Source organism: Agromyces sp. NPDC055520, assembly GCF_053619715.1.
This window is the reverse complement of the sequence record NZ_JBSHJY010000008.1, coordinates 1-22,459: the sequence shown is the minus strand read 5'-3', so window position 1 is coordinate 22,459 and position 22,459 is coordinate 1. Positions and strand designations below refer to the sequence as shown.

General features: G+C 66.9%; 24 protein-coding genes. 14 read left to right on the top strand and 10 right to left on the bottom strand.

Translation table 11 applies throughout. The features are described 5' to 3' along the window. Window positions 1-141: 141 nt before the first annotated feature. Window positions 142-576 carry a pyridoxamine 5'-phosphate oxidase family protein gene (locus ACWGST_RS05875; protein ID WP_452045721.1) on the bottom strand — a complete coding sequence of 145 codons (435 nt, stop codon included), beginning with the start codon at window positions 574-576 and terminating at the stop codon, window positions 142-144. Window positions 577-794: 218 nt separating this feature from the next. On the opposite strand from ACWGST_RS05875, the gene ACWGST_RS05870 reads away from it, so the two are divergent. Both ACWGST_RS05870 and ACWGST_RS05865 read left to right on the top strand, forming a co-directional pair. Then, on the top strand, window positions 795-1,391 hold the full coding sequence (locus ACWGST_RS05870) for a hypothetical protein (protein ID WP_452045720.1): 597 nt from the start codon (window positions 795-797) through the stop codon (window positions 1,389-1,391). Continuing rightward, window positions 1,367-2,197, top strand: a complete 831-nt coding sequence (locus tag ACWGST_RS05865) for a PKD domain-containing protein (protein ID WP_452045719.1) — start codon at window positions 1,367-1,369, stop codon at window positions 2,195-2,197. Before ACWGST_RS05870 ends, ACWGST_RS05865 begins: the two co-directional genes overlap by 25 nt. Before the next feature lie 276 nt (window positions 2,198-2,473). Here ACWGST_RS05865 and ACWGST_RS05860 read toward each other — a convergent pair whose 3' ends face one another. Together ACWGST_RS05860 and ACWGST_RS05855 are read right to left on the bottom strand one after the other, a co-directional pair. Beyond that, a complete protein-coding gene (locus ACWGST_RS05860; protein ID WP_452045718.1) occupies window positions 2,474-3,256 on the bottom strand; it encodes an IclR family transcriptional regulator in 783 nt (260 codons plus the stop codon). Window positions 3,257-3,390: 134 nt separating this feature from the next. Continuing rightward, entirely contained in the window at window positions 3,391-4,140 is a 750-nt protein-coding gene (locus ACWGST_RS05855; protein WP_452045717.1) for a hypothetical protein, read from the bottom strand. A gap of 202 nt (window positions 4,141-4,342) precedes the next feature. Here ACWGST_RS05855 and ACWGST_RS05850 point away from each other — a divergent pair, with 202 nt between their 5' ends. Genes ACWGST_RS05850 through ACWGST_RS05840 form a run of 3 tightly spaced genes read left to right on the top strand, consistent with a single transcriptional unit; the run spans window position 4,343 to window position 5,947 of the window. Then, window positions 4,343-5,005, top strand: coding sequence for an RNA polymerase sigma factor (locus tag ACWGST_RS05850; protein WP_452045716.1), 663 nt, complete (start codon window positions 4,343-4,345; stop codon window positions 5,003-5,005). Further along, window positions 4,998-5,279, top strand: a complete 282-nt coding sequence (locus ACWGST_RS05845; RefSeq protein WP_452045715.1) for a hypothetical protein — start codon at window positions 4,998-5,000, stop codon at window positions 5,277-5,279. The genes ACWGST_RS05850 and ACWGST_RS05845 overlap by 8 nt, the downstream gene beginning before the upstream one ends. A 41-nt stretch (window positions 5,280-5,320) precedes the next feature. Further along, the gene (locus tag ACWGST_RS05840; RefSeq protein ID WP_452045714.1) at window positions 5,321-5,947 is read left to right on the top strand and encodes a flavin reductase family protein; all 627 of its coding nucleotides are present in this window, start codon (window positions 5,321-5,323) and stop codon (window positions 5,945-5,947) included. Between the two features lie 60 nt (window positions 5,948-6,007). Here the strand turns inward: ACWGST_RS05840 and ACWGST_RS05835 are convergent, their stop codons facing one another. The 3 genes from ACWGST_RS05835 to ACWGST_RS05825 form a co-directional block, all read right to left on the bottom strand. Further along, on the bottom strand, window positions 6,008-7,426 hold the full coding sequence (locus ACWGST_RS05835; protein ID WP_452045713.1) for a hypothetical protein: 1,419 nt from the start codon (window positions 7,424-7,426) through the stop codon (window positions 6,008-6,010). Window positions 7,427-7,623: 197 nt separating this feature from the next. Continuing rightward, window positions 7,624-8,292 carry an HAD family hydrolase gene (locus ACWGST_RS05830; RefSeq protein ID WP_452045712.1) on the bottom strand — a complete coding sequence of 223 codons (669 nt, stop codon included), beginning with the start codon at window positions 8,290-8,292 and terminating at the stop codon, window positions 7,624-7,626. Window positions 8,293-8,462: 170 nt separating this feature from the next. Next, window positions 8,463-9,167, bottom strand: a complete 705-nt coding sequence (locus ACWGST_RS05825; RefSeq protein ID WP_452045711.1) for a GntR family transcriptional regulator — start codon at window positions 9,165-9,167, stop codon at window positions 8,463-8,465. Between the two features lie 236 nt (window positions 9,168-9,403). Here ACWGST_RS05825 and ACWGST_RS05820 point away from each other — a divergent pair, with 236 nt between their 5' ends. The 4 genes from ACWGST_RS05820 (at window position 9,404) to ACWGST_RS05805 (ending at window position 13,507) form a co-directional block, all read left to right on the top strand. Further along, window positions 9,404-10,417 carry an SIS domain-containing protein gene (locus tag ACWGST_RS05820; protein ID WP_452045710.1) on the top strand — a complete coding sequence of 338 codons (1,014 nt, stop codon included), beginning with the start codon at window positions 9,404-9,406 and terminating at the stop codon, window positions 10,415-10,417. Window positions 10,418-10,503: 86 nt separating this feature from the next. Beyond that, window positions 10,504-11,325, top strand: coding sequence for a PfkB family carbohydrate kinase (locus ACWGST_RS05815; RefSeq protein ID WP_452045709.1), 822 nt, complete (start codon window positions 10,504-10,506; stop codon window positions 11,323-11,325). Window positions 11,326-11,334: 9 nt separating this feature from the next. Continuing rightward, entirely contained in the window at window positions 11,335-12,483 is a 1,149-nt protein-coding gene (manA, locus tag ACWGST_RS05810) for a mannose-6-phosphate isomerase, class I (protein ID WP_452045708.1), read from the top strand. A 1-nt stretch (window position 12,484) separates the two neighbouring features. Then, window positions 12,485-13,507 carry an ATP-dependent 6-phosphofructokinase gene (locus ACWGST_RS05805; protein ID WP_452045707.1) on the top strand — a complete coding sequence of 341 codons (1,023 nt, stop codon included), beginning with the start codon at window positions 12,485-12,487 and terminating at the stop codon, window positions 13,505-13,507. 29 nt (window positions 13,508-13,536) lie between these two features. Here ACWGST_RS05805 and ACWGST_RS05800 read toward each other — a convergent pair whose 3' ends face one another. The 3 genes from ACWGST_RS05800 to ACWGST_RS05790 all read right to left on the bottom strand — a co-directional run bounded on the left by ACWGST_RS05800 (window position 13,537) and on the right by ACWGST_RS05790 (window position 16,692). Continuing rightward, entirely contained in the window at window positions 13,537-14,658 is a 1,122-nt protein-coding gene (locus ACWGST_RS05800; protein ID WP_452045784.1) for a LacI family DNA-binding transcriptional regulator, read from the bottom strand. 34 nt (window positions 14,659-14,692) lie between these two features. After that, the gene (locus ACWGST_RS05795; protein ID WP_452045706.1) at window positions 14,693-15,583 is read right to left on the bottom strand and encodes a PfkB family carbohydrate kinase; all 891 of its coding nucleotides are present in this window, start codon (window positions 15,581-15,583) and stop codon (window positions 14,693-14,695) included. Between the two features lie 92 nt (window positions 15,584-15,675). Beyond that, window positions 15,676-16,692: an SIS domain-containing protein gene (locus ACWGST_RS05790; RefSeq protein ID WP_452045705.1), complete on the bottom strand. Its 1,017-nt coding sequence runs from the start codon at window positions 16,690-16,692 to the stop codon at window positions 15,676-15,678. A 351-nt stretch (window positions 16,693-17,043) separates the two neighbouring features. Between ACWGST_RS05790 and ACWGST_RS05785 the strand changes: the two genes are divergently transcribed. From ACWGST_RS05785 to ACWGST_RS05770, 4 genes are read left to right on the top strand one after another with little or no spacing between them, the layout of a single operon-like run. Then, window positions 17,044-18,363: an ABC transporter substrate-binding protein gene (locus ACWGST_RS05785; protein ID WP_452045704.1), complete on the top strand. Its 1,320-nt coding sequence runs from the start codon at window positions 17,044-17,046 to the stop codon at window positions 18,361-18,363. Between the two features lie 4 nt (window positions 18,364-18,367). Then, complete coding sequence (locus tag ACWGST_RS05780; protein WP_452045703.1) at window positions 18,368-19,309, top strand: carbohydrate ABC transporter permease; 942 nt, start codon at window positions 18,368-18,370, stop codon at window positions 19,307-19,309. Next, window positions 19,303-20,139, top strand: coding sequence for a carbohydrate ABC transporter permease (locus ACWGST_RS05775; protein ID WP_452045702.1), 837 nt, complete (start codon window positions 19,303-19,305; stop codon window positions 20,137-20,139). The genes ACWGST_RS05780 and ACWGST_RS05775 overlap by 7 nt, the downstream gene beginning before the upstream one ends. Then, on the top strand, window positions 20,136-20,981 hold the full coding sequence (locus ACWGST_RS05770; protein WP_452045701.1) for a sugar phosphate isomerase/epimerase family protein: 846 nt from the start codon (window positions 20,136-20,138) through the stop codon (window positions 20,979-20,981). The genes ACWGST_RS05775 and ACWGST_RS05770 overlap by 4 nt, the downstream gene beginning before the upstream one ends. A 98-nt stretch (window positions 20,982-21,079) precedes the next feature. Here ACWGST_RS05770 and ACWGST_RS05765 read toward each other — a convergent pair whose 3' ends face one another. Further along, a complete protein-coding gene (locus tag ACWGST_RS05765) occupies window positions 21,080-21,445 on the bottom strand; it encodes a winged helix-turn-helix transcriptional regulator (protein ID WP_452045700.1) in 366 nt (121 codons plus the stop codon). A gap of 95 nt (window positions 21,446-21,540) precedes the next feature. Between ACWGST_RS05765 and ACWGST_RS05760 the strand changes: the two genes are divergently transcribed. Next, a complete protein-coding gene (locus ACWGST_RS05760) occupies window positions 21,541-22,419 on the top strand; it encodes an SDR family oxidoreductase (protein ID WP_452045699.1) in 879 nt (292 codons plus the stop codon). Window positions 22,420-22,459: the final 40 nt, after the last annotated feature.

Genomic DNA, 22,459 nt, shown 5'->3' with positions numbered 1-22,459 from the left:
CCGACCGGCACCAGGCCCTCGGTGTTCGCCCCGCAACGGCACGTCGGGCACCGCCGCAGTGCTGAGGGTGAACTGGCATACGCATTCGGGACGAAGCGAACCGCCACGGGCGCCCATCCGCAGGAGACGCCGTTCGCGCGTTCACCTCACCGGAACGCCGACCCGCCCCTCCGTCTCGTCGAGCACGAACACGTCGACCGATCGCGCCACGTACAGACGGTGCGGCGCATCACCGGTCACCGCCGATGCATCCCAAGCTGGAAGCCCCTGCTCGATCGATCGCCCACTGTAGACGGCGAGCGCGGCCGCGAGATCGACGTCGTCGACCTGGCCGGCGACCGCATCGACGTACACGGCCTCGGCATGACCGACGGGCACCGTCGAGTCGAAGACGACGAGCGCCACCTCGGGGCGCCCCTCGATGTTGCGCGAGTGCCGTCGGCCGGTTCGCGACACCCAGTAGAACTCGGAAAGGCCGCGCGACGCGAACCAGACGGGGCTCGCCCACGGGCGCCCGGCGCCGTCGCTGGTGGCGAGGGTGAGGTAGGTGTTCTGCTCGATCAGACGCTGAGCCACCTCGGATGGTGTTGCCGTCGGGATCGGTGCCGCGTCGCTCTGCATGGGCGCCACGGTAGTCGAGTACGGCGCCCGCCACGAGGCATCCGTGCCCGGAATCTGGTGCCGTCTATGAAACTCGCTCGCCTCGAAGAGCCAGCGGTGTGCGGCGTGGGAGGAAGCCGCCAGGCTGTGGATAACTGCCCCGGCCCGCCGCTCGCTCGCTTAGGGTATTCGCCATGCCTCATTCCCGGTTCGCAACGCGGCGCCTCCAGCGCCAGGCCGGCGCCGCGCTCGCGGCAGCCGGAGCGATCGCCCTGCTGCTGAGCGGGTGCACGGGCGCCGACCCAGCGCCGTCGCCTTTGCCGAGCCCATCAGCGGATGCCGCGGGGCCGATCTTCGGGAGCGATGAAGAGGCCCTCGCGGCGGCGTCGAAGTCGTATGCGACCTACACAGCCACGGTCGACCAACTCACACAAGACGGCGGGGCCGACCCCGAGCGCATCAGACCGGTGGTTGCCGATGACTACGCAGCTGAGCTCCTCGAGTCATTGCAGCGGTTGAGCGAGAGCGGAAACCACACGACAGGTGCCACAACATTCGACCAGATGAAGTTGGTCCAGCGAACCGAAATCGACGGAGCTGCGGAAGTCACAACGTACGTCTGCATTGATGTCTCAGCCGTCCGAGTGCTGAGTGGCGCAGGGGCCGATGTCACGCCGTCTGAACGCACCGAACGACGACCACTTGTCGCAACCTTCGTCTCCTCAACCCAAGATCCCAAGGAACTCCTACCGTCAGGATCCGAGCAATGGTCCGGCGACGACTTCTGCTGAGTGCGGCCGCGACTGCTGTCGTCGCGCTTCTCTGGTCAACCAATGCACTCGGCGCCGCCGCGAACGAGATCGACATCGTTTCAGGTCAGAACGTCGATGGAGCGACTCGATTGGACGGCAGCCGCGACGGGACTGCGCCAGCGACTGAACCCTCTGCGGAGGACGAGGAAGGGCCCGAGGAAGACACAGCCCAAGAGGAGGCCGATCGAGCGCTGAATCTGATCGAGGTCGCTCTCGGCGACGATCGCGACGCGTGCAGTCCAACGAATCCGAACCGATGCTTCGTGACCGAGCCCGACCCGGCCGCGCCGATCCCCGGCACCATCATCACCCTGCGCGACATCGCCTCATTCGTCCCGGCCAAACCCGCCGGCGACATGGAACCCCGAGGCTGGGCCGTACGCGACCTCCCCGCCAACTTCATCGCCGACGCATCCACCCAGATCATCACCGGCACCCTGCTCGGCCAACCCGCCGACGTCCGCTTCACCCCCGTCGGCTACCGCTGGACCCACAGCGACGGCGGCATCATCGAAAGCGCCACCCCCGGCACCACCTGGGAGAGCCTCGGACTCCGCGAATTCACCGCCACCGCCACCAGCCACCAGTACGACGAATCCGGCCACTACACCGTCACCCTCGACATCGTGCTCCGCGCCGAATACCGCTTCGCCGGCTCCGCCTGGCGCCCCATCGCCGGCACCCTCACCATCACCGGCGACCCACAACCAGTCCTCGTCGGACAGATCGACACCGTCCTCGTCGACAGCGACTGCATCCAGAACCCCACCGGACCCGGCTGCTGAACCACGCACAGGCGGTCGAGCGGGCTCGGTCGCAGGTCAGCCCGCGACGGGTGCGTGGCGCGGGGAGGCAGACCCGAACTGCCTCCCCGCGCGCTCCCCAACGCACCCTGGCGGAGCGAACCCGAATCGCTCCCCCATTTGGTCGACCGCGTCGGCGCATTTCCTGCTGCGACGCAGCCACGCGCCCTATGTCGCGTGTTCGTCACGCTACGGCGAGGGCGACACGGCCGGCAACGCGCAGATTTCAGATGGTGAACTCCGCCCGACGAACTCCGCCTACGGCCCGAGCCGGTCGGAGCCGAGTTGAAGAGAGAGGCGCGCCGCGGCATCCTGCAGCCGATGCACGAGTGCGGGCTCTGCCGACGCGTCGATCTCGCTCGGCAACGACACCGCAAGCGAGGCGGTGACGCCGGCGGCCCGCACCGGCACGGCGATGCACGTAAAGCCGATCGCGTACTCCTCGCGGTCGACGACGCTTTCGCGCGAACGCGAGCGCGACAGTTGGTCGAGCAGCACGCGCCGGTCGCTGATGGTGTGCTGCGTGAGTTCGGCGAGCGGATGCCGCGACACGTAGTCGAGCCGCTCCTCTTCGGGCAGCACGGCGAGGATCTGCTTGCCGAGCGCCGTCGCGTGCGCGCTGCTGTGCAACCCCACCCAGAGTTCGACGCGCGGGGTGTGCACGGCATCGACGATGTCGACGAGGTGCACCTCGCCGTCTTCGAAGCGGGAGAGGTACGCGGTGGCCCCGAGCTCATCGGTCACACCCCGAAGCGCCGTGCGCACGCGGGAGAGGAACACGCCGTGCGCGCCGTCCCCCGTCAGGAACGCCGGAAACCGGTTGCCGAGCAGCAGCCCGTCGGGCTCGCGGGCGAGATACCCCTCGTGCACGAGCGTGCGCACGAGGTTGTAGGTCGTGCCGGGCGTGAGGCCGCTCGCCGCGACGAGCGCCTTGACGGGCATCGGCCGCGGCTCGTTCGCGACGATGTCGACCAGCCGCAGGGCGCGCTGCACCGAGCCGATCAGCGTCGGATCCGACTCTCGAGTGTCGGGTGTTGACATCGGTGGTCCCCCTGGGGCCAATGGTAACCCGGTGCAACGGCATTGCCGACCTGCCCGATTGCGCCGATCTGCAGCACCGAACAGGTTCCCCCTCATCCGATGAGGGGGAACCTGCGCGCCGACGGCCGAGGTCGTCAGAACCTCTTCGGGAACTGGGCGATCAGGCCCGCGCTGAGCTCGTCGGCCATGTGTGCCATGTGGGCTTGAGCCTCGTCGAACGTGGTGATGGCACTCTCGTGGTCGCCGCCGATGACGGCGGCCGCGTAGGCGGTGGTCTGCGTGATGTGAGTGGCCATCATCTCGCGCAGGTCCGCTTGCGACCAGTTGGGGTTGGCAGCAGCGAGGAAGTCGGCGACGTCCTGTGCGTTCGCGTACCAGTTGTCGAGCGCCGTCTGCAGCGCCGCCGTGTCTCCGGCCTTGGCCGCGGTGAGCACGGGAACCGCCAAGGTGATGTGGGTCTGCAGCAGCTCCGTGAGCTGGGCTGCGGCCTCGTCGCCGTAGAAGGGCGCGATCGCGTCGCCGATGTCGGCCTGGTTGCGGAGCAGCCGGGAGACGGTCGCGTCGAACCCGGGCGAGTCGTCGGCGAACGCGACGACGGTCGACCAGGTCCAGGCCATGTGCTGGTCCCACAGCGTGCGCATCGCAGCGTACAGCTGCGTCTCGGCCGAAGCCGGCTTGGGCTTCTTGGCCGCCGCAGACACCGACACCGGCACGGCGTCCGAGTGCGAGTGCGCTTGCGTCTGCATCTGCATCTGCATCTCGGCCGATGCAGATTCGGCGATCGCACTCGAGCTGCACGCGGTCAGGAGGCCACCGGTCAACAGCAGCGCGGCGAGCAGTGATGCGCTGGAAGCGCGGAACTTCGTCGTGTGGTGGACGTACATGATGTTCCTTCCGGTCGCAGTCCGTGCCGGTCGGTTCCCGAGCCCTTGAGACTGTTCTCGACTGTTGGTGGCGGGTGGGCCGAGCGGTCATACCCGATGGAGCCGACTTCACCGTTTTCGGTAAGACCGCACGAGTCCGCGGACACTAACCTCGTATGACCAGTTCTGACGGCGAGTGACGCGTAGCGAAATGGACGGCCTCATGGTTGAGCACCGGCATCCGTACACCGCGCCCGACGGCGCCGTGGTGCCGGACTCGGAGTGGGTCGCTCGCCTCTCGGCAACCGGCCGTGAGCACGCGGACGCGATCGGCGAGCTTCATGCGCTGATGGTGCGGGCCGCTCGACACCAGGTCGGCCGCATGCCCGAGGCGGTTCGTCTCGGCGCGGCACGACGCGACGAGATCGCTCACTCGGCTGCCGATGCGGCGACGGTGTCGGTGATGTCGCGCCTCGACTCCTTCGAGGGCCGCAGCAGGTTCTCGACGTGGGCGTACAAGTTCGCCATCCTGCACGCGGGCGTCGAGGTGCGTCGTGCCGCGTGGCGCGACCGCGAGGTCGCCCTGCACGACGTGCCCGAGCCGCCCGACGCGACCATGTCTTCACCCGAGGCGTACGCCGAGGCACGCGAACTCGCCGAGGCTGTGCGCGACGGCCTCGGCAGGGCGCTGACGCCGCATCAACGGCGCGTGGCGATCGCGGTGCTGGTCGATGAGGTGCCGATCGACGTGCTGGCCGAACGCCTCGGCACGAGCCGCGGCGCGCTCTACAAGACGCTGCACGACGCCCGGCAACGTCTGCGGGCGTTCCTGTCGGAGCGGGGATTCATCTCGGCACGAGGGCCGAAGGAGGGAACTCATGACTGACGGCGTGCCCAGCCGCGAGGCGGTCGCCCGGCTGACCGTGAACACCGAGCCGTGGCTCTCGTGCGACGAGTGCTTCGATCAGGTCGACTCCGCTCTCGAGCGCCTGCTCGGTTCGGATGTTCCGTTGACCGAAGAGTTCGGCACCCACTTGCGCGGGTGCGCGGCGTGCCACGAAGAGGCGCAGGCACTGGCCGAGTTGGTCGCCGAGCAATACGACCTGACTCCTGCCGAAGCGGTCGCGCAGCTCGATGCGGCCGCGACTGCGTGCGCGTAACACGGGCGGTGCGCCCGCCCGACCGGCGCGATGATGAACGCATGACCGAAGCAGCCGACCCGACCGACGCCCACCTCACGATCCGCCCGAAGATGCTCTACGTCGGCACGCCGGTCTTCCTCGTCGCCACCGTCAACCCCGACGGCAGCTTCAACCTCGCGCCGGCGTCGTCGTACTGGGCACTCGGGCAGATGCTCGTGCTCGGCCTCGAGACCGACGGCCAGAGTGCGCAGAACCTGCTCGAGCGGCCCGAGCTCACGGTGAGCTTCCCCGATCCCGAACTCTGGCCCGCCGTCGAACGCCTCGCCTCGGTGACCGGCCGGCATCCGGTGCCCTCTGCCAAAGCCGCGAGCTACCGGCACGCCTCAGACAAACTCGAGGTCTCGGGGCTGAGCTTCGAGCCCTCCGAGCTCGTCGCCCCTCCGCGCGTGCGCGAGTGCAAGCTGCAATTCGAGGCGGCGATGCGCCGCGCGACCCCCGGACTCGGCGACTACCTCATGGTCGAAGCCGAAGTCGTGCGCGTGCACGCCGCCCGCGAGATCGTCGTGCCGGGCACCGACCACGTCGACCCCCGCGCCTGGCAGCCGACGATCTACAGCTTCCGCCACTACTTCGGCATCGGCGCCGAGGTCGGCTGGCGGTCGACGAGCGACACGCCGTCGAGCTGAGCGGATGCCGCGTGGCCCGCGCCGTTTCGAAGGTTCCGAAGCGCGCAGCTGAGGTGCGGGTCAGACCGCACCGAGCACCTCGCGCGCGTACCGGTACTTCTCGGTGAGGCGCACCTGCACGTCGTACTCGAGACGACGCACGCGCCACGGGGCGGTGTTGTCGTCGAGGTCGGCGAGCTTCACACGGCGGGCCACGGGGTGACGATTGATGCGCGCGTAGTACGCGTCGTCCGCGACATCCGGAGTGCGGGTCAGCAACTGCACGATCTCGACGACCTCGGGCTGCACGCCGGCCTCGAGCAGGTTCTGCGCGGTGACCGACGTGTCTTCGAGTACGTCGTGCAGCCACGCGGCTGCGACGACGACCGGCTCGGCGAGCGCGTCGAACCGCTCGGCCACGCGGCCGGGGTGATCGATGTACTCGGCGCCGATCTGGTCGAGCTGGCCGCGGTGCGCGGCGAACGCGATGCCCTTCGCGAGTGCCACCTGCCTCGCGGCGTCGACGGCCTGCCCGGATCGAGGTGCATCCACGACCGGTGCGACGGGCCCGGTCACGGCGACGGGCATCTGCGTGACATTTGCAGGCATGGTGGATGCCCCGGGCGCAGGCTGCTCGAACCTATTGGAACCAATCACTGGGTGGAACTCCTCGATCGTCTCTTCGTCGTCGTCGTCGTCTTCGTCTTTGTCTTCGTCAAGCTGGTCGTCCGCTGGCTCGGGCACTTCCGCGGGAGGCTCGGGCACCACCGCGGGTTGAGGCGGCGAGCCGGCGCCGTGTCGAAACCCGGTGTCGAACAAATCGGGGTCCTGCACCGGCACCGGGTACGGGAGCTCGATGACCTCCGTCGGCTCGCCGTCGGCGAGCGCGTCGGCGTCGGTCGGCACTGCTTCCGCGACCGCCGCGGCGTCCGTCGCCGGCATGGCATCCGCCGCCGCCGCGGCATCCGTCACCCGCTCGGCATCCGTCGGCTCCGCGACATCCTGAATCATCGTCTCCGGCGCGGCGGGTACCGCGACCTTCGGCGTGGCGGGTGCTGCGACCGCCGCCTCGGCCGCCGCCTCGGCGAGCGGATCGCGCCCGAGCACGGGGCGCACGAAGTCGAGTTCGGCCTGCAGCTCGGCCATCTCGCGGGCGTCGAGTTCGAGCAGCGATCGGGCGTTGCCCTCGCGGCGACGCACGAAGTAGTCTTCGTCGACCTCGGTCAGCTTGTCGCCGTCGCTCGTCGTGAAGTAGCGGATGCGGCCGGCATCGGTCACCGGAATGATGACCTCGACGAACTCGCCGCTCGGCTCTTCGCTGCAGAGGTAGTAGCGCTGCACGTCGCGCTGCACGGGGTGTCTGCCCCACTCGGGCGTCGGCAGACGGCGCGGGCGCAAGGTGCCGCCGGTGTCGGCGCTGCGTCGACCGGGGCGCGGGGCGAGATCACCGGCAGGCGTACCGAACCCGAACACGGGCTGGTCGTCGGGGTGGGTCGTCACTCGGGGCTCCTGGGCTGGCGCACCGACAGGGCGGGGGTTCGACTCGGGGCGACGTCGGGTGGGGGTGCCGGTGCGCTCCTCCGATGGTAAGGCGGTTCGGCGCGCGACGCATGCATTTCGACGCCGCGTCAGCACTTCCGCGTGCGCTTCGGTTCGCGTACGGAAGTTCTCGCCGGCGAACAACGCGCCTCGGCGGGTCACCCCGGATCGCCGGTGGATGTCAGTCGATCCACCACATCGGGTAGGGCGTCGAGGTCGTGAAGCGGGAAGACGCGGTCGCCGCCCGGCAGTTGATCCGCGTAGCCATGACCGGCATAGGCGAGCACGTACATCCCCGCCCGCTGAGCAGCTTCGACACCGAACCGGCTGTCATCGATCGCAATGCAGCGCTCCGGCGGCACACCGAGGATATCGGCGGCATGGAGGTAGACGTCCGGTTCCGGTTTTCCGGCGGCGACGTCCTCCGCACTGCTGATCCGCCCATCGAACCTCTGCAGCAGACCGACGATGTTCAGGCTCATGCGGATTCGTTCGTGCCGACTGTTCGATGCGACCGCAGTGGGCAGCGTGATCCGATCCAACGCGCGGGTGATTCCGGGAACCGCTTTCAGCTCCGCCCGGAAGGCCGTCTCGAGCCAGCCTCTGTAGGGCACGCTCCACCCCGGTTCGAGCCTTCGCCCGATGTGCCTCTCGGTCTGTTCGACGAAGAACTCGTGCGAGCATCCGACGAACATCTCCATCATCGTCGCGAGATCGACGTGCCACCCCAGATCTGCCAGGATCCGTTGCGATACCCCTGCCGAGAGGATCTCGCTGTCGACGAGGACGCCGTCGCAGTCGAAGATCACGGCGTCGAAATGCGTCACCGATGATCCTCCTCGGTCGTTTGAACGGCATTCCATGAGATGCGCATATACGCTCCTTCGCCTGCGACGCCTACCGATGTTCAGTCAACTCATTGAGAGTGTCAGACATCTCGGAAGGTATGTCAAACGAAACGAGCCGGCAGCGGTGAGCTACCGGATGATGAATGCGGTCATCTCTGACGAAGCACGCTGAAGGAGATCTCGCTGCCGCGGTGGTAGTCGGCGGCGTAGAGCACGCGTTCCCCTTGGCGGGTCATGCCCACCTCCGTCACCAGGAGCCATGGCCCGAGGCCACCGAGGCTGTATCGGCGCTGCCAGTCCTCGGGCAGTTCCACCGCCGAGATGGTCGCGACAGCGGCGTTCACGTGGTGGCCGTGCGCTGCGAGCGCCGCCGTGAGTGACCCGCTCCAGTCGCGATACTCCAGCGGTCCGGGCAGTGTCGCACGCGGCAAGGTGTTCGCGCTGACGACGAGCGGCTCCTCATCGCCGTAGCGGATTCTCAGCAGGCGGATCACTTCGGCGCCCGGTTCGATCTTCAGCGCTTCGGCCTCGTCGGCATTCGCCTCGCCGGTCGCCACTTCGAGAACCGCACTGCTGACGCGATACCCGCGCGCGTCGAGCACCTCGGTGATGCTCTCGTACTTCGTCATCGGCCGTTCGACGCGGAGCGAACCGGAAGCCGAGATGAACCGCCCCTGGCCCTGCACGGCGTGAACGACGCCCTCCTGCTCGAGCAGACGCAGCGACTCCCGCACGGTCGAACGCGAGACGCCGAAGAGTTCTGCGAGCTCCGCTTCCGTGTTCAGACGATCACCCGGCTTGAGGCCGAGTCGAGAGATCAGCTCCTGCACCTGCTCGTGCACCCGCTCGACCATGCTCTCTCGTCCTGGAGCACCGGTTCGGGTCACTTTCTCAGACAGGAGGCCTCCTTGAACTCACGCTGTCAGACATCGTTGCCTGTCGATAGCCATGACGATAGCAACAATGCCTGCGGCGCGGGCGTTCCGCAGTACTGTGTCCAACGACATCACGATCTGAACAGACATGGTGATACGGTTGTCTGACATCTACGGATTAGATCAGACATATTTCAGTGAAAGGTGTGGAGTGCATGCTGAACTTCGATGAGGAACGCTACGTGGGCATCCAGAACGGCGCCGCAGGACTGGCCGGTGAGATCCGCGAGACGCTCAAGGCAGAGCTCGACAACGGGGCGGAGAACATCTTCTTCGCCGGTGCGGGCGGGGTGAACTTCCTCATGCAACCCGCCGCGCGCATCCTGCAGACGAAGTCGACCTTCCCGACGTTCGTGGAGATGGCCGCCGAACTCGTGAACTCCGGACACGCCAACCTCGGTCCGAAGTCGATCGTCGTCTTTCCCTCGGTCTCCGGAACGACGAAGGAGGCCATCGTGGCGCTCGACTATGTGCGGAGCAAGGGTGCGCGAGTCATGACGCTGACCGCCAAGGCCGACACGCCTCTGGCGGAGCTGGCGGACATCAACTTCACGAACTTCTGCGCGGATGACACGTCGAGCGAGAACTTCTACCTGCAGTCGCTGCTCATCGCTCTGGCGATCATGAGTCTTCGGGGCGAGTACCACGGGTACGACGAAACCGTCGCCGAGATCCAGACGCTTCCAGAACTGCTCGTCGAGGTCAAGCGCACCTTCGAGCCGCGGGCGGAGTCGTTCGCCGCCGAGATCAAGGAGGAGCAGCACCACATCATCACCGGTGCCGGTGGCGTCTGGTACGAGGCCTGGTACTACGCGATGTGCATCCTCGAAGAGATGCAGTGGATCTGGACGAGGCCGGTCCACGCCTCCGACTTCTTCCACGGCACACTGGAGCTGCTGGAGGAGAACACGAGCGTCATCCTGGTGAAGGGTGAGGATGAGCAACGTCCGCTCGCCGAACGAGTGGAGCGCTTCAGCCCCACCGTCACGAAGAAGCTGCGCGTCTTCGACACCAAGGACTTCGAACTGTCGGGAATCTCGGACCGCGTGCGGGCGCTCATCTCACCGATCGTGCTCGCGGCGGCGTTCGAACGGTTGAGTTCGCACCTCGAAGTCGTGCGCGATCACCCGCTGACCACGCGTCGCTACTACAAGAAGGGCGACTTCTGATACGCCTGTCACGGGGCCTCGACCGTGCGCGCACAGCCGAGGTTCCTCATGAGCGAGCATCGGACCCCAACCTCAGGAGCAAAGACGTGGCATCCCCTGCACTCGACGTCGCCGTCGTCGGCGACAACACCATCGATCGATACCTCGACGAACCCGACCTGGGAGATTTGATCGGGGGGAACGCGCTCAACGTCGCCGTGCAACTGGCAATGCTCGGACTGCGAGTGGGGTATTTCGGGGCCGTCGGCACAGACGCGAATGCGGACATCGTTCGACTGGCGGCACAGACGCGCAACGTCGACGTCTCCGGCTTGATCACCACCAGCGGCGCCACCGCGCTCACGACCATTCGGAGGGACTCGGGCGGTGATCGCCACTTCGCGTCGGAGGACTTCGGCGTGACAGCCGACTACCACCCCGACGACGACGCACTGCGACGAATCCTCGGTGCGCGGTGGATCCACGTCGGCATGCTCGCCGGTGCTCGGAGCTTCGGTGAAACAGTGGACCATCTGTCGGATATCCCGGTGAGTCAGGACTGCAGCGTCTCACCCGACTCGCACCGACTCGCCGTGCATTTCGCCTCGGCGGGAGGCGAGAGCGAAGCCGAAGGCATCGTCTCGGCGGCGCTCGCCGGATCCAGTGACCTGGCGGTCGCGACCCTCGGTGCGGACGGCGCACTGGCCGGCCGGTCGGACGAGCGATGGCGAGTGCCAGCGGAGCCGGTGGTGCCGGTCGTCGACACCACCGGCGCCGGCGACTCCTTCATGGCCGGATTCATCGAGTCCGCGCTGCGAGGCGACGATGTGGAGCAGTGCCTGCGCAGTGGCACCCGACGAGGATCCTTCACCTGCCGGTACATGGGCGGATGGCCACAGCTTCGTGCCGATGTGCGGCGTTTCGGATAGGAGAGCGGAATGCACCTTCTCAAACCAGCGGAGAAGCACTACGAGTGGGGCTCGCACTCCGCGATCCAGAACCTGGCCGGATTCGGATCCCCTGGCCAGCCTTTGGCCGAGATCTGGTACGGAGCGCACCCGTCCGGCCCTGCGACCCTCGGAGACGGCCGAACCCTGAACGAGCTGATCTCGGCTGAGGGGGCGAGCGTACTCGGGGAAGACGTCGCCGAGCGGTTCGGCAGTGCGCTTCCCTTCCTCGTGAAGCTGCTCGCTCCCGGTCACGCGGTGTCGCTGCAAGTGCATCCCAGTGCTCGACGGGCTCGTGAAGCGTATGCACAGCAACTGGCCGATCCGGCTCGAGAGCAGAAGTTCGTCGACGCGAACCACAAGCCGGAGCAGATCCTGGCGCTCACGAGATTCGAGGGGCTCGTCGGGCTCCGCCCGATCGCGGAAGCCGTCGACATCCTCGCTTCCTTCGACCACCCGCTGACCCGGAAGGCCGCGTCCGCACTCGCCCCCGGAGGCGAGCGCGCCATCCACACCGCGATCACCCTCCTCGGGGAGGCGACGGCAGCGGAGGTCGCCGCCCTGGTCGATCTTGCCCGTGCACTCGTCCATGCGGGAGCCCATGCCGCAGCCGAGACGCTCCTCGAACTGGCCGACCAGTATCCGGGTGACCCCGGTGTCGCCGTGAGCCTGATGCTGCGTCGGATACGCCTCGAGCCCGGCGACTCGGTGATGGTCGACTCAGGGGTCCCGCACGCGTACATGTCGGGGCTCGCCCTCGAGGTGATGGCGAACTCCGACAACGTCTTCCGACTCGGCCTCACCGCCAAACGGGTAGACCTCGAGGAATCGGTCGCCAACCTCATCACTTCGCCGGCTCTCGTGAGCCGCCCCCACGGTGCTGCCCGGGGCGATGGCCCAGACGAGTTCCGTCTCGATGTCGTCGACCTGCGCTCGGGCCGGTACGACATCGCCGGCGCCGGACCGCGCATCGCCGTGGCCCTGAGCGGTGCCTGCACGATCCACGCGGCCGACCGGGCCATCGCTCTGGAGCCGGGCCACGCGGTGTTCCTCCCGCACAACACCGTCGCCGCCGCGGCACCCGCCGCCGGTTCGGTCGCCGTGATCTCGGTCCCCACCAGCGGTGATGGACGGAGCTGACGTGAGAATCGGCATCATCACGGGCGGGGGCGACTGCCCCGGTCTCAACGCAGTCATCCGTGGCGCCGTCCTGCACGGCGAGCAGACCTATGGTCACTCCTTCGTCGGCTTTCGTGGCGGCTGGCGAGGAGCCGCCGTCGGCGACGTCGTTCCACTCACTCGCGTGGATGTGCGGGGCATCAGCAAGCTCGGAGGCACCATCATCGGCACCAGCCGTACGAATCCCTGGGAGTTCGGGGGCGAGGACGCTGTCCGCGCGGTGATGCAGGACCATGGGATCGATGCGATCATCAGCATCGGAGGCGATGGAACGCTCGCGGTCGCACGACGGCTCCACGACGCCGGCATCCGAGTGGTCGGGGTACCGAAAACCGTGGACAACGACCTGAACGCCACGGATCTGACGTTCGGCTTCGATACGGCCGTGTCGATCGCGACCGAGGCGATGGACCGGCTTCGCACCACGGGCGACTCCCACGGCAGGTGCATGGTCGCCGAGGTGATGGGGCGCCATGCCGGGTGGATCGCACTGCACTCGGGCATGGCGGCAGGTGCGCACGCGATCCTCATCCCCGAACGCCGCACGAGCACAGAAGACCTCGTCCGATGGGTCGAGTCCGCGCATTCACGTGGCCGCGCTCCACTCGTGGTGGTCGCGGAAGGGGCGATTCTGGAAGGAGACCGGACCGCCCACTCCACGAAGGGAAACGACACCTTCGGGCGCCCGCGCCTCGGCGGGGTGGGGGAACGCGTCGCCGCCCTCATCGAACGACGCACGGGAATCGAGACGAGGGCCACGCTGCTCGGGCACATCCAGCGCGGAGGCGTGCCGACCGCATTCGATCGGGTGCTCGCCACCCGATTCGGGATGCGCGCCGCTGACCTGGCCTCGACGCAGTCCTGGGGGCGGATGGTCGCGCTGCACGGAACCGACGTGGACGATGTCGACCTCGACCAGGCATTGGGTGACCCGAAGCGAGTCTCCGAAGCCCGCTACCTCGAAGCGGCCCGACTCTTCGGATGATTCCCCGGGCACCCCGAATTCGAGCCTCGCTACCGGTCTCCACCCTCCGGCCCTCGAGGCGCCGGAGGTGCGGCGACCGACGCCCGGGAAACCAGCCGGCTGTCGAGCGTGTGCAACGAACGCGACGTCGATCCGCCCTCGATGAGCGAGAGCAACGTCTGGGCGGCTTGATCACCCAGTTCGAACATGGGCTGCTCGATCATGGTGAGCGGCGGCTCCATCACGGCAGCCCAGGAGTTGTCGTCGAAGCCGATCAAGGAGACATCCGTCGGATATCTCAGGCCTGCGCTGCGCACGGCGCGCAACGCCCCGGTCATGGCATCCGTCTCGGAGCAGAACAGGGCCGTCGCCCGATCCGGCATCTCGAGCATGCGGGCCACCTCCTCCACCGCACGTTGCTCGGTCTTCTCCCCCACCATCACGAGTTCAGGATCGAACGGAATGCTCGCGTCGTCGAGCGCGTCGAGGTAGCCACGCAGCCGCTCGGCATCGGTCCAGAGGTTCTTCGACGCCGCGGTCAGCAGCTCGCGCCGCGTGCCCGGTCGCACATCAGCGGCCGGACCCCACACGAATCCGATGCGCGTGTGACCCGCTTGGATCAGTCGATCGACTCCCTCGCGGGTCGCTGCACGGTTGTCGATCACGACGGCGTCGAGGTCCAGATGTTGTACTTGGCGGTCGACCAGCACCACCGGGATCCCGTGCTCGATCGCGGCGTTGATGTGCGCGACGTCGGCTCGCTCGATCGCCGCCGATGCGACGATCACGCCATCGACCCGTTTGTCGATGAGGACGTTCATCGCGGCGATCTCCTCGTCCAGCGATTCGTGCGTACTCAGCACGATGGTGTCGAACCCGCGCTCGCGCGACGTATCCGAGATGCCACGAACAACGCCCGCGAAGAACGGGTTGCCGATATCGGCAACGATGACGCCGAGCGTATGACTGACGCCCGTCGACATGCTGCGGGCGAGCGCGTTGGCGCGGTAGCCGAGCTCCTCTGCTGCGGCGAGCACTCGTTCGCGCAGCTCGGGACTGACATAGCCATAGCCACCGAGCGTCCGGGCCGCAGTCGCCCGGCCGACGCCCGCGGAGGCAGCGACCTCTGAGATGGTAGGAGGGCTCGAGACCCGTTCGCGTTCAGACGCCATACCGCTGTGTCGACCTCTCACCCTGCGCCCCGACTCACGATATTCTAGCGACGCGGTCTGCGCCAGTCGGCCAGGAACGGCCGAACGCGCCCTCGATGAAGCACTGCTCGTATGCGGCATCAGCGCCTGCGGCCAGGGCAGCGGCGAGTTGCTCCCTCGTGGGCCGGGTCTCACGGCTCCAGCCGGCCGCGAGCAGCGCGACGACGAACCCCGCGAGGAACGCATCGCCGCAGCCCATCGTGTCGACGATCGTCGCCGGGTCGTCGACGAGATGCGCCGTCGCTTCGACGGTCACCACGCCGTCGGTGACGATGGCACCATCCGTTCCACGGGTTGCAAGTGCCAGGGATGCGCCGCGGGAGACGGCATCTGCGAGCAGGGACCGGGTCTCCGCAGCCCCGAGGTGCGAGCACGAGAGCAGCACGAGATCCGCCGACGGGCAGATGCGGTCGAGATAGTCGGGCGAGCGGAACTCGTCTTCACTCGACAGGTCGAACGACACGAGGGCCCGGCCACCCGCGAGCTTCGGCAGCTCGGACTCGCTGCGGGAGTACACGCTCGAGTGGACGAGGTCGAAGCCTTCGAGATACTCGAGCAGCGAGGCATCCAGCCGCAGGGGCGAGCGCACGGTGACACCGCCGCCGTTCCAGCCGAGGAAGATGCGCTCACCGTGCTCGACCCGAAGGGTCGAGACGCCGCTCTCACCATCGCGCACGACGCATCGTGACACGTCCACGCCCTCCTCGACGATCGCGGCCCGAACCGACGCCCCCACCTCGTCATCGCCGAAGACGCCGAGGTAGGCGGCATCGGCACCGCGCCGAAGTGCGAACACGGCGACGTTCACGCAATTGCCGCCGGGATAGTCGAGCCCGCGATCGAGGAACCGGTCCACGATGTTGTCGCCGAAGCCGAGTACACGCATGTTGCTCCAGGAGGTGGTGGTGGGATGTGCCGAGGATGACCGATGCCCCGCAACACGGCCGACCGGCCGGCACGGGGCATCCGATCTGATGCTCAGTATTCGACGACGCGGTAGTAGCGACGGAGATCGAGCGAGTGATTGCGGACGCGCTCGAGGTGCTTCGACACCCGGCCCATGACGGTGTCGAGCACGAGTGGCGAGAGCAGCCCACGGAACTCGGGGCTGATTCCCTCGAGCGGGTAGTCCTTGGTGTCGAAGACAGTGACATCCTTCGATACCTGCTTCGCGAAGCGCTCGACGCGGTCGGTGAGTGCGCGCGTCTCGTCTTCGCCCTGGAAGACGATGACGCTCGTGTCGTTCTCCAGCAGTTCGAGTGAGCCGTGGAAGAACTCCGCGCTGTGCACCCGGGTGGTGCGAAGCCACTGCATCTCCTCGAGAATGCACATCGAGTAGAGGTAGGTGAAGCCCCACAGGTTGCCGCCCCCGACGAGGAAGTGGTAGTCGGTCTGGGCATGCGCCTCAGCGAAGTCGGATGCCCCCTGCTCAGCCTGCTGGGCGACGCTCACGAGGATGTCGGGGATTCCGGCGAACTCGTCTGCGAACTTCTCGTAACCCTCGAACTCGCCGCGCACCGAGAGCAGACGCGTCATGAAGAGCAGCATCTGCATGTCGAACGGCCATGTCTTCGGCTCGGAGACGAGCGCGATGTCGACCGCCTGCGCGATCGGAGACTCCGGATAGCCGGTGAAGGCGATGGTCGTCACGCCGAGCGCCTTGCAGTATTCGACCGCCCGCAGGCTGTCATCGGTCGTGCCGGAGACCGAGGTGAAGATGGCGATGGAGTCGGAACCGAGGGTGGCATCGCCCGATTCGATGAGTTCGGCGGCGATGACGCTGCGCACCGGCAACGTCGAGCTGCGACGCGCGAGGTGCTCGTACGGCCACATCGCGGCGTATGTGCCGCCCGCCCCGATGAGGAAGAGGTTCGCGAAACCTTCGGACTGGAGCCGATCGACGAGCTGCTCGATCTGCGGACGCAGCGCGATCGCGCTCGCCGTCTGGTTGCGGAATGTCGTCTCGTCGAAGCCGAGCAGGGTGGTCGCGAGCATGGGGGTCCTTTCGAAGCGATGGCCCGGCCTGTCTGGTCGATCTGGTACCGGTATCAGGTGTGAATCATGCTGACACACACGCCAGCGGCCGTCAACATCGCGTGCAAATGCCGCTGCGATGTTCATCTCAATAAGTTCGATTGATCAGGGTTTTCTTCGACTCGTAATTGATGTTGAGCATCCCAGTTCGATAACAAACAGACGTTCTTTGCGTGAAGATCTGGTACCGGTATCAGATCTTGTGTAGAGTCAATCCACCACACACTAGGTGTTCACAGAGATCCAATGGCGGATCGCCGGAGCCCACCCCTTCCGGTCAGGTCCGACGCTCACCCGAGTCGAAGGAAGACCATGCACGCACAGAGAATTCCCGCCTTCGCCGCGCTCGCCGCGGCTTCAGCCCTCGTCTTGGCCGGATGCGCCGGGGGCAACGCCGCCCCAGCGGCGGACATCACGGCCGAACCCGAGTACTCGGGCAAGCTCAGCATCCTCACGAAGTTCGGCGGAGAACCGCTCGGGCCGTACTTCGAAGCGCTTGCCGCCGAGTACGAGGAGCTTCACCCCGACGTCACGGTCGAGCTCATCCAAGAGACCGACCAGAGCGTGAAAGACAAGACGAAGACCCTCACAGCCTCCGGCGCGCTGCCTGACATCTACTTCACGTGGGCCGGCAACTGGGCACAGAACTTCATCGATGGCGGGCTTGCCGCCGACCTCTCCGAGGTGATCGCACCCGGCACCGAGTGGGGCGACACATTCGGTGCGGCCTCGCTCAGCGCCTTCGAGGTAGACGGCAGCTACTTCGGCATTCCGCTCTACAACAACGGCAAGTTCATGGGCTACAACACCGCGATCTTCGATGAGGTCGGCATCGAGGTGCCGACCACCTTCGAAGAACTCATCGACAGCTGCGGGCCCATCCGCGACGCAGGCTACGAGCCGATCGCCTTCGGCAACAAAGACGGCTGGCCGGCGCTGCACTACCTGCAGCAGCTGTTCGCCTACAACGTTCCGACCAACGTGCTGCATGACGACTTCTTCCCGGCCACGGCGACGCTTGACGACCCCGGCTACATCGCGTCACTCGAACAGTTCAAGACACTCGTCGACGAGTGCACCGACTCCGGTACGGGCACGAACGGCGTGCTCTACTCGACCGCACAAGAGGCGCTCTCCGGTGGCCGGGCGGCCATGTACTACCAGGAGATCCTCGAATTCGACACCGTCACCGCAGAGGGCAGCACCCTCACACCCGAGAACTTCGGCATCTTCGCATTGCCGGTACCTGCCGGCGCGAACGGCGAGCACGGCGCCATCCAGGGGTCGCCGGAGGGCTACCTCATCAACGCCAAGTCGCCGCAAGCAGCCCTCGCGGTCGACTTCATGAAGTTCGCGACGTCGAAGGAGAACGCGACGACACTCTCGTCGCCGCCCTACGGCCAGCCGAGCACCGTCATCGGCGCAGTGACGCCCGAGACCTCGAGCGTCGCAGTGTACGACGGCATCACGAAGGTCAACGAGGCATCCGAGCTGGTGATCTGGCTCGACACCGTGACCGTGCCAGAGGTCGCCGACGCCTGGCTCGCCGGCGGCGAAGCTCTGATCAGCGGTGGAAGCACGCCTGAGGATGTGCTGGAGAGCGTACGAAATGCTTCTGACGCAGCACAGTAATCCCGTGGACGGGGCGACGGCGGCGATCACCGCCGTCACCCCGCCCCCACGGACTCCGCGGCGACGCGGGACTCGACGCCTGCTCGGGCTCGCCTGGGTTCTTCCGGCGGTCGTCGTGCTCGCCGTCTTCGTCTACCTGCCGCTCGTGCAGAACCTCGGGTTCTCGACACTCAAGTGGGACATCTACAGCGGCAGCCAAGAGTTCATCGGGCTCGACAACTACGCCAAACTCGTCGGCGACCCGATCTTCTGGTCGTCACTCGGCAACAACGTGCTCTACGCGATCGTCTCGCTCGCCTTCCAGGTGTTCGGCGCGATCGTGCTCGCGGCGATCATCGAGGGCATCCGCAGCGACCGCTGGCGACGCAGCCTCCGGGCGATCTACTTCATCCCGTCGGCGATCTCCCTCACGGTCGCAGGCCTCCTCTTCTACTTCATCTACGAACCGAACCTCGGGCTCCTGAACTCGGCCCTCGATGCGATCGGTCTCAGCGCCTTGGCACAGCCATGGCTCGGTCAGGAGTCGACCGCCATGATGGCGGTGATCGTGATGAGCCAGTGGCAGGGCTTCGGCTACTCGACGCTGCTGTTCGCAGTGGCGATCCAGCGCATCCCGTCGGAGCTCTACGAAGCGGCGGCGATCGACGGCATCGGGCCGATTCGACGGTTCTTCACGCTGACCATGCCGCTCGTGCGGGAGATGACCGGGCTCATGATCATCGTCACCATCTCGGGCGCGTTCCAGGTGTTCAACGAGGTCATGGTGATGACCTCGGGCGGCCCGAACAACTCGACGCAAGTGCTCGGCACCTGGCTCTACCGCAACGGCTTCGTGCGCAACGACTTCGGTTACGCCGCGGCGATCGGAACCGTCATCTTCGTCATCACGCTCGGCATCGCGCTCGTACAGCTCTGGCTCAACCGCCGCAGAAGGGTGGAATGGTGACTCGACTCTCATTTGCCGGGGTCATCGCCCGCGTTTTCATCTGGACGTTCCTGCTGTGTCTCGTCGTGGTGGTCGTCTACCCGCTCACGTGGATGGTGATGAACGGCTTCAAGACGAACACCGAGCTGTTCGGCAATCCGTTCGCCCTCCCCACGCAGTGGAGCTGGGAGAACTACACGGCCGCGTGGAACCGTGGGGTCAGCAACTACCTCACGACGAGCATCCTCGTCACCGTCACATCGACGATCGCAACGGTCTTCATCAGCGCCTGGGCGGCTTACGGTCTCACCCGTGTCGACATCCCTCTCGGCCGAACATGGTCGACGATCGTGCTCGGCGGCCTCATGCTGGCGCCGACGGTCGCCCTCGTGCCGCTCGTGAAGATGTTCCAGTCGATGGGTCTCTACAACACCTTCTGGGCGCTGCTCATCCTCTACACCGCATTCCGCATCCCGTTCACCACCTTTCTCATCAGGGCCTACATGATCGACCTGCCCCGAGAGGTCGACGAAGCGGCAGAGGTCGACGGGGCGAGCCGCTGGACGGCGTTCTGGCGCATCATCCTGCCGATGTGCAGACCCATCATCATCTCGGTGATCATCCTGCACATCCTCTTCGCCTGGAACGAGTACCTCTTCGCGATGGTGTTCACGAGCGGCACCGACGTGCAGACCCTGCCGGTGGGGCTCACGAGCCTCATGAGCAAGCACGGCACCGACTACCCGGTCGTCTTCGCCGGCATGGTCATCGCCGCGCTGCCTGTGGTGATCCTGTTCTTCGCGTGTCAGCGCTACTTCGTCAAAGGCCTTGCGGATGGGATGGGCAAATGAGCATCACCCTCGACCAGATCACTGGTTCGAACTTCTCCTACCAGCATCTTCCGTTCGAGCGATTCCTCGACGACATGGTCGAGCTCGGGCGCGAACGGGTGGAGCTCTGGGGCATCGCCCCACAGCTGCACATCCCGCAGACGAGCCCCGAACAGGCGCGCTCGATCCGACGCCGCGTCACGGAGCGCGGCCTCACGGTTCACTGCCTCACTCCCGAACAGGTCATCTACCCCGTCAACGTGGCGTCGCCGTCGCCGTGGCTGCGTGAGCAGAGCATCGCGATGTTCCGGCACGCAGCAGAGCTCTGCGTCGAGCTCGAGGCGCCGCTGCTGTTCTTGACGCCGGGGCGGGGTTTCGAAGACGAGGCGACGGATGCCGCGTGGCGGCGCTCCGTCGATGCGATCGGCGAGATCGCGGCATATGCCGATGCCCTCGGAGTGAACTGCGTACTCGAGCCACTGCAGCGCATCGAGTCGAACTTGGTGAACGACGCTACGACCCTCGCCCAGATGCTCGACGAGATCGCCGCCCCGAACCTCGGCGCGGCCCTCGACACCGTCGCCATGGCCACCGCTGGTGACACGGTCGACGGCTACTTCGCCGCCCTCGGCGGACGCATCCGTCATGTGCACCTCATCGATGGAAAGCCGAACGGCCACCTCGCGTGGGGCGACGGCGTGCTGCCGCTCGGCGAATACCTCCAGGCGCTCGGGCGCAACGGTTACGCGGACTCCCTCACCTTCGAGCTCTTCGGCGACGGCACCTACGCCTTCGACCCGCGTCCGGCACTCGATCAGTCGTTCGCCGCCGTGAAGCGCGAACTCGCAGCTGCCGCGGCCTGACCACCACACGAATGCACGTCGCAGGGCGCGGCACGTGCAAAGGGAACCATCGGTGACGGCACCGAAACACACCGCACAGTGACGCAGTACCGGCCGCGTCAGCGCTCGCGCACGATGCCGTCGGCGCGCAGCGCCACCCACTGCACGAGCGGCAGCATGTGCTCCATGAGCTCGCGACCGAGCTCGGTCAGCGCGTATTCGACACGCGGCGGCACTTCGGGAAACGAGGTGCGCGACACAATGCCGTCGGCTTCGAGGGTGCGCAGCGTCGAGGCGAGCATCTTCTCGCTGATGCCGTCGACCTCGCGGCGCAGCTCGCCCCAACGACGGGTGCCGTCGGTGAGCGCGAGCAGCACGAGCACACCCCATTTGCTCATGATGTGGTCGAGCACGACGCGTGTGGGGCAGCCGTCGGTGAAGACCTCGCCGGATGTTTCCCGGATCTCCGCAAGACTTACCGTCATGTGGGTACCTTACGCGAAAGTGGGTACCGCTGCGCGGGAAGGTTTGGCCGCGGCATCCCGTTGGCACAGGTGACCGCAACCGGAAGGACCACCCCATGACCATCCTCGTCACCGCCGCCTCGGGCCAGCTCGGCCGCCTCGTCGTCGACGCGCTGCTCGCTCGCGGCGCCGCCCCCGCCGACGTCATCGCGACCGCCCGCGACACGTCGAAGCTCGAGTCGTTCGCGGCCCGCGGCATCCGCACCGCCGAACTCGACTACTCGCGGCCCGAGACGATCAGCGCGGCGCTCGAGGGCGTCGACACCGTGCTGCTCATCTCCGGATCCGACCCCGGCGGGCGCGCAGCGCAGCACCGGAACGTGATCGACGCAGCGAAGGCCGCAGGGGTCACGAAGCTCGTCTACACGAGTGCACCCCAGGCGACGACCGCTGACTTCGCACTCGCCCCCGATCACAAGGCCACCGAAGAGGCCATCGCCATCCTGGGTCTTCCCGCAGTGATCGTGCGCAACAACTGGTACACCGAGAACTACGCAGCGGATGTCTCGCGCGCCGCGTCGACCGGCGTGATCGCCGCCTCCGCGGCTGACGGACGGGTCGCGAGCGCCACCCGCGCCGACCTCGCCGAGGGCACCGCCATCGTGCTGCTCGAAGACGGCCACCTCGGCCAGACCTACGAGTTCGGCGGCGACGTCGCCTGGAGCTTCGAGGAGCTCGCGGCCGCGGCATCCGAGGTCGTCGACCGCGACGTGACGTACACGCCGCTGACGACCGCCGAGCACGTCGCCGCACTCGAGGGGGCCGGCCTCGACGCCGGCACCGCCGGGTTCGTCGCCGCGATCGACGACGGCATCGCACGCGGCGTGCTGAGCCAGACGGATGGCACGCTCTCCCGCCTGCTCGGCCGCCCGACGACCTCGCTCGTCGACGGCCTGCGCACTGCCGTCGCGGTGAACGACGACGCGGCCGCCTGATCGAATCGGGCGGGATGTCGCGAACGCCTTGTCGACGACC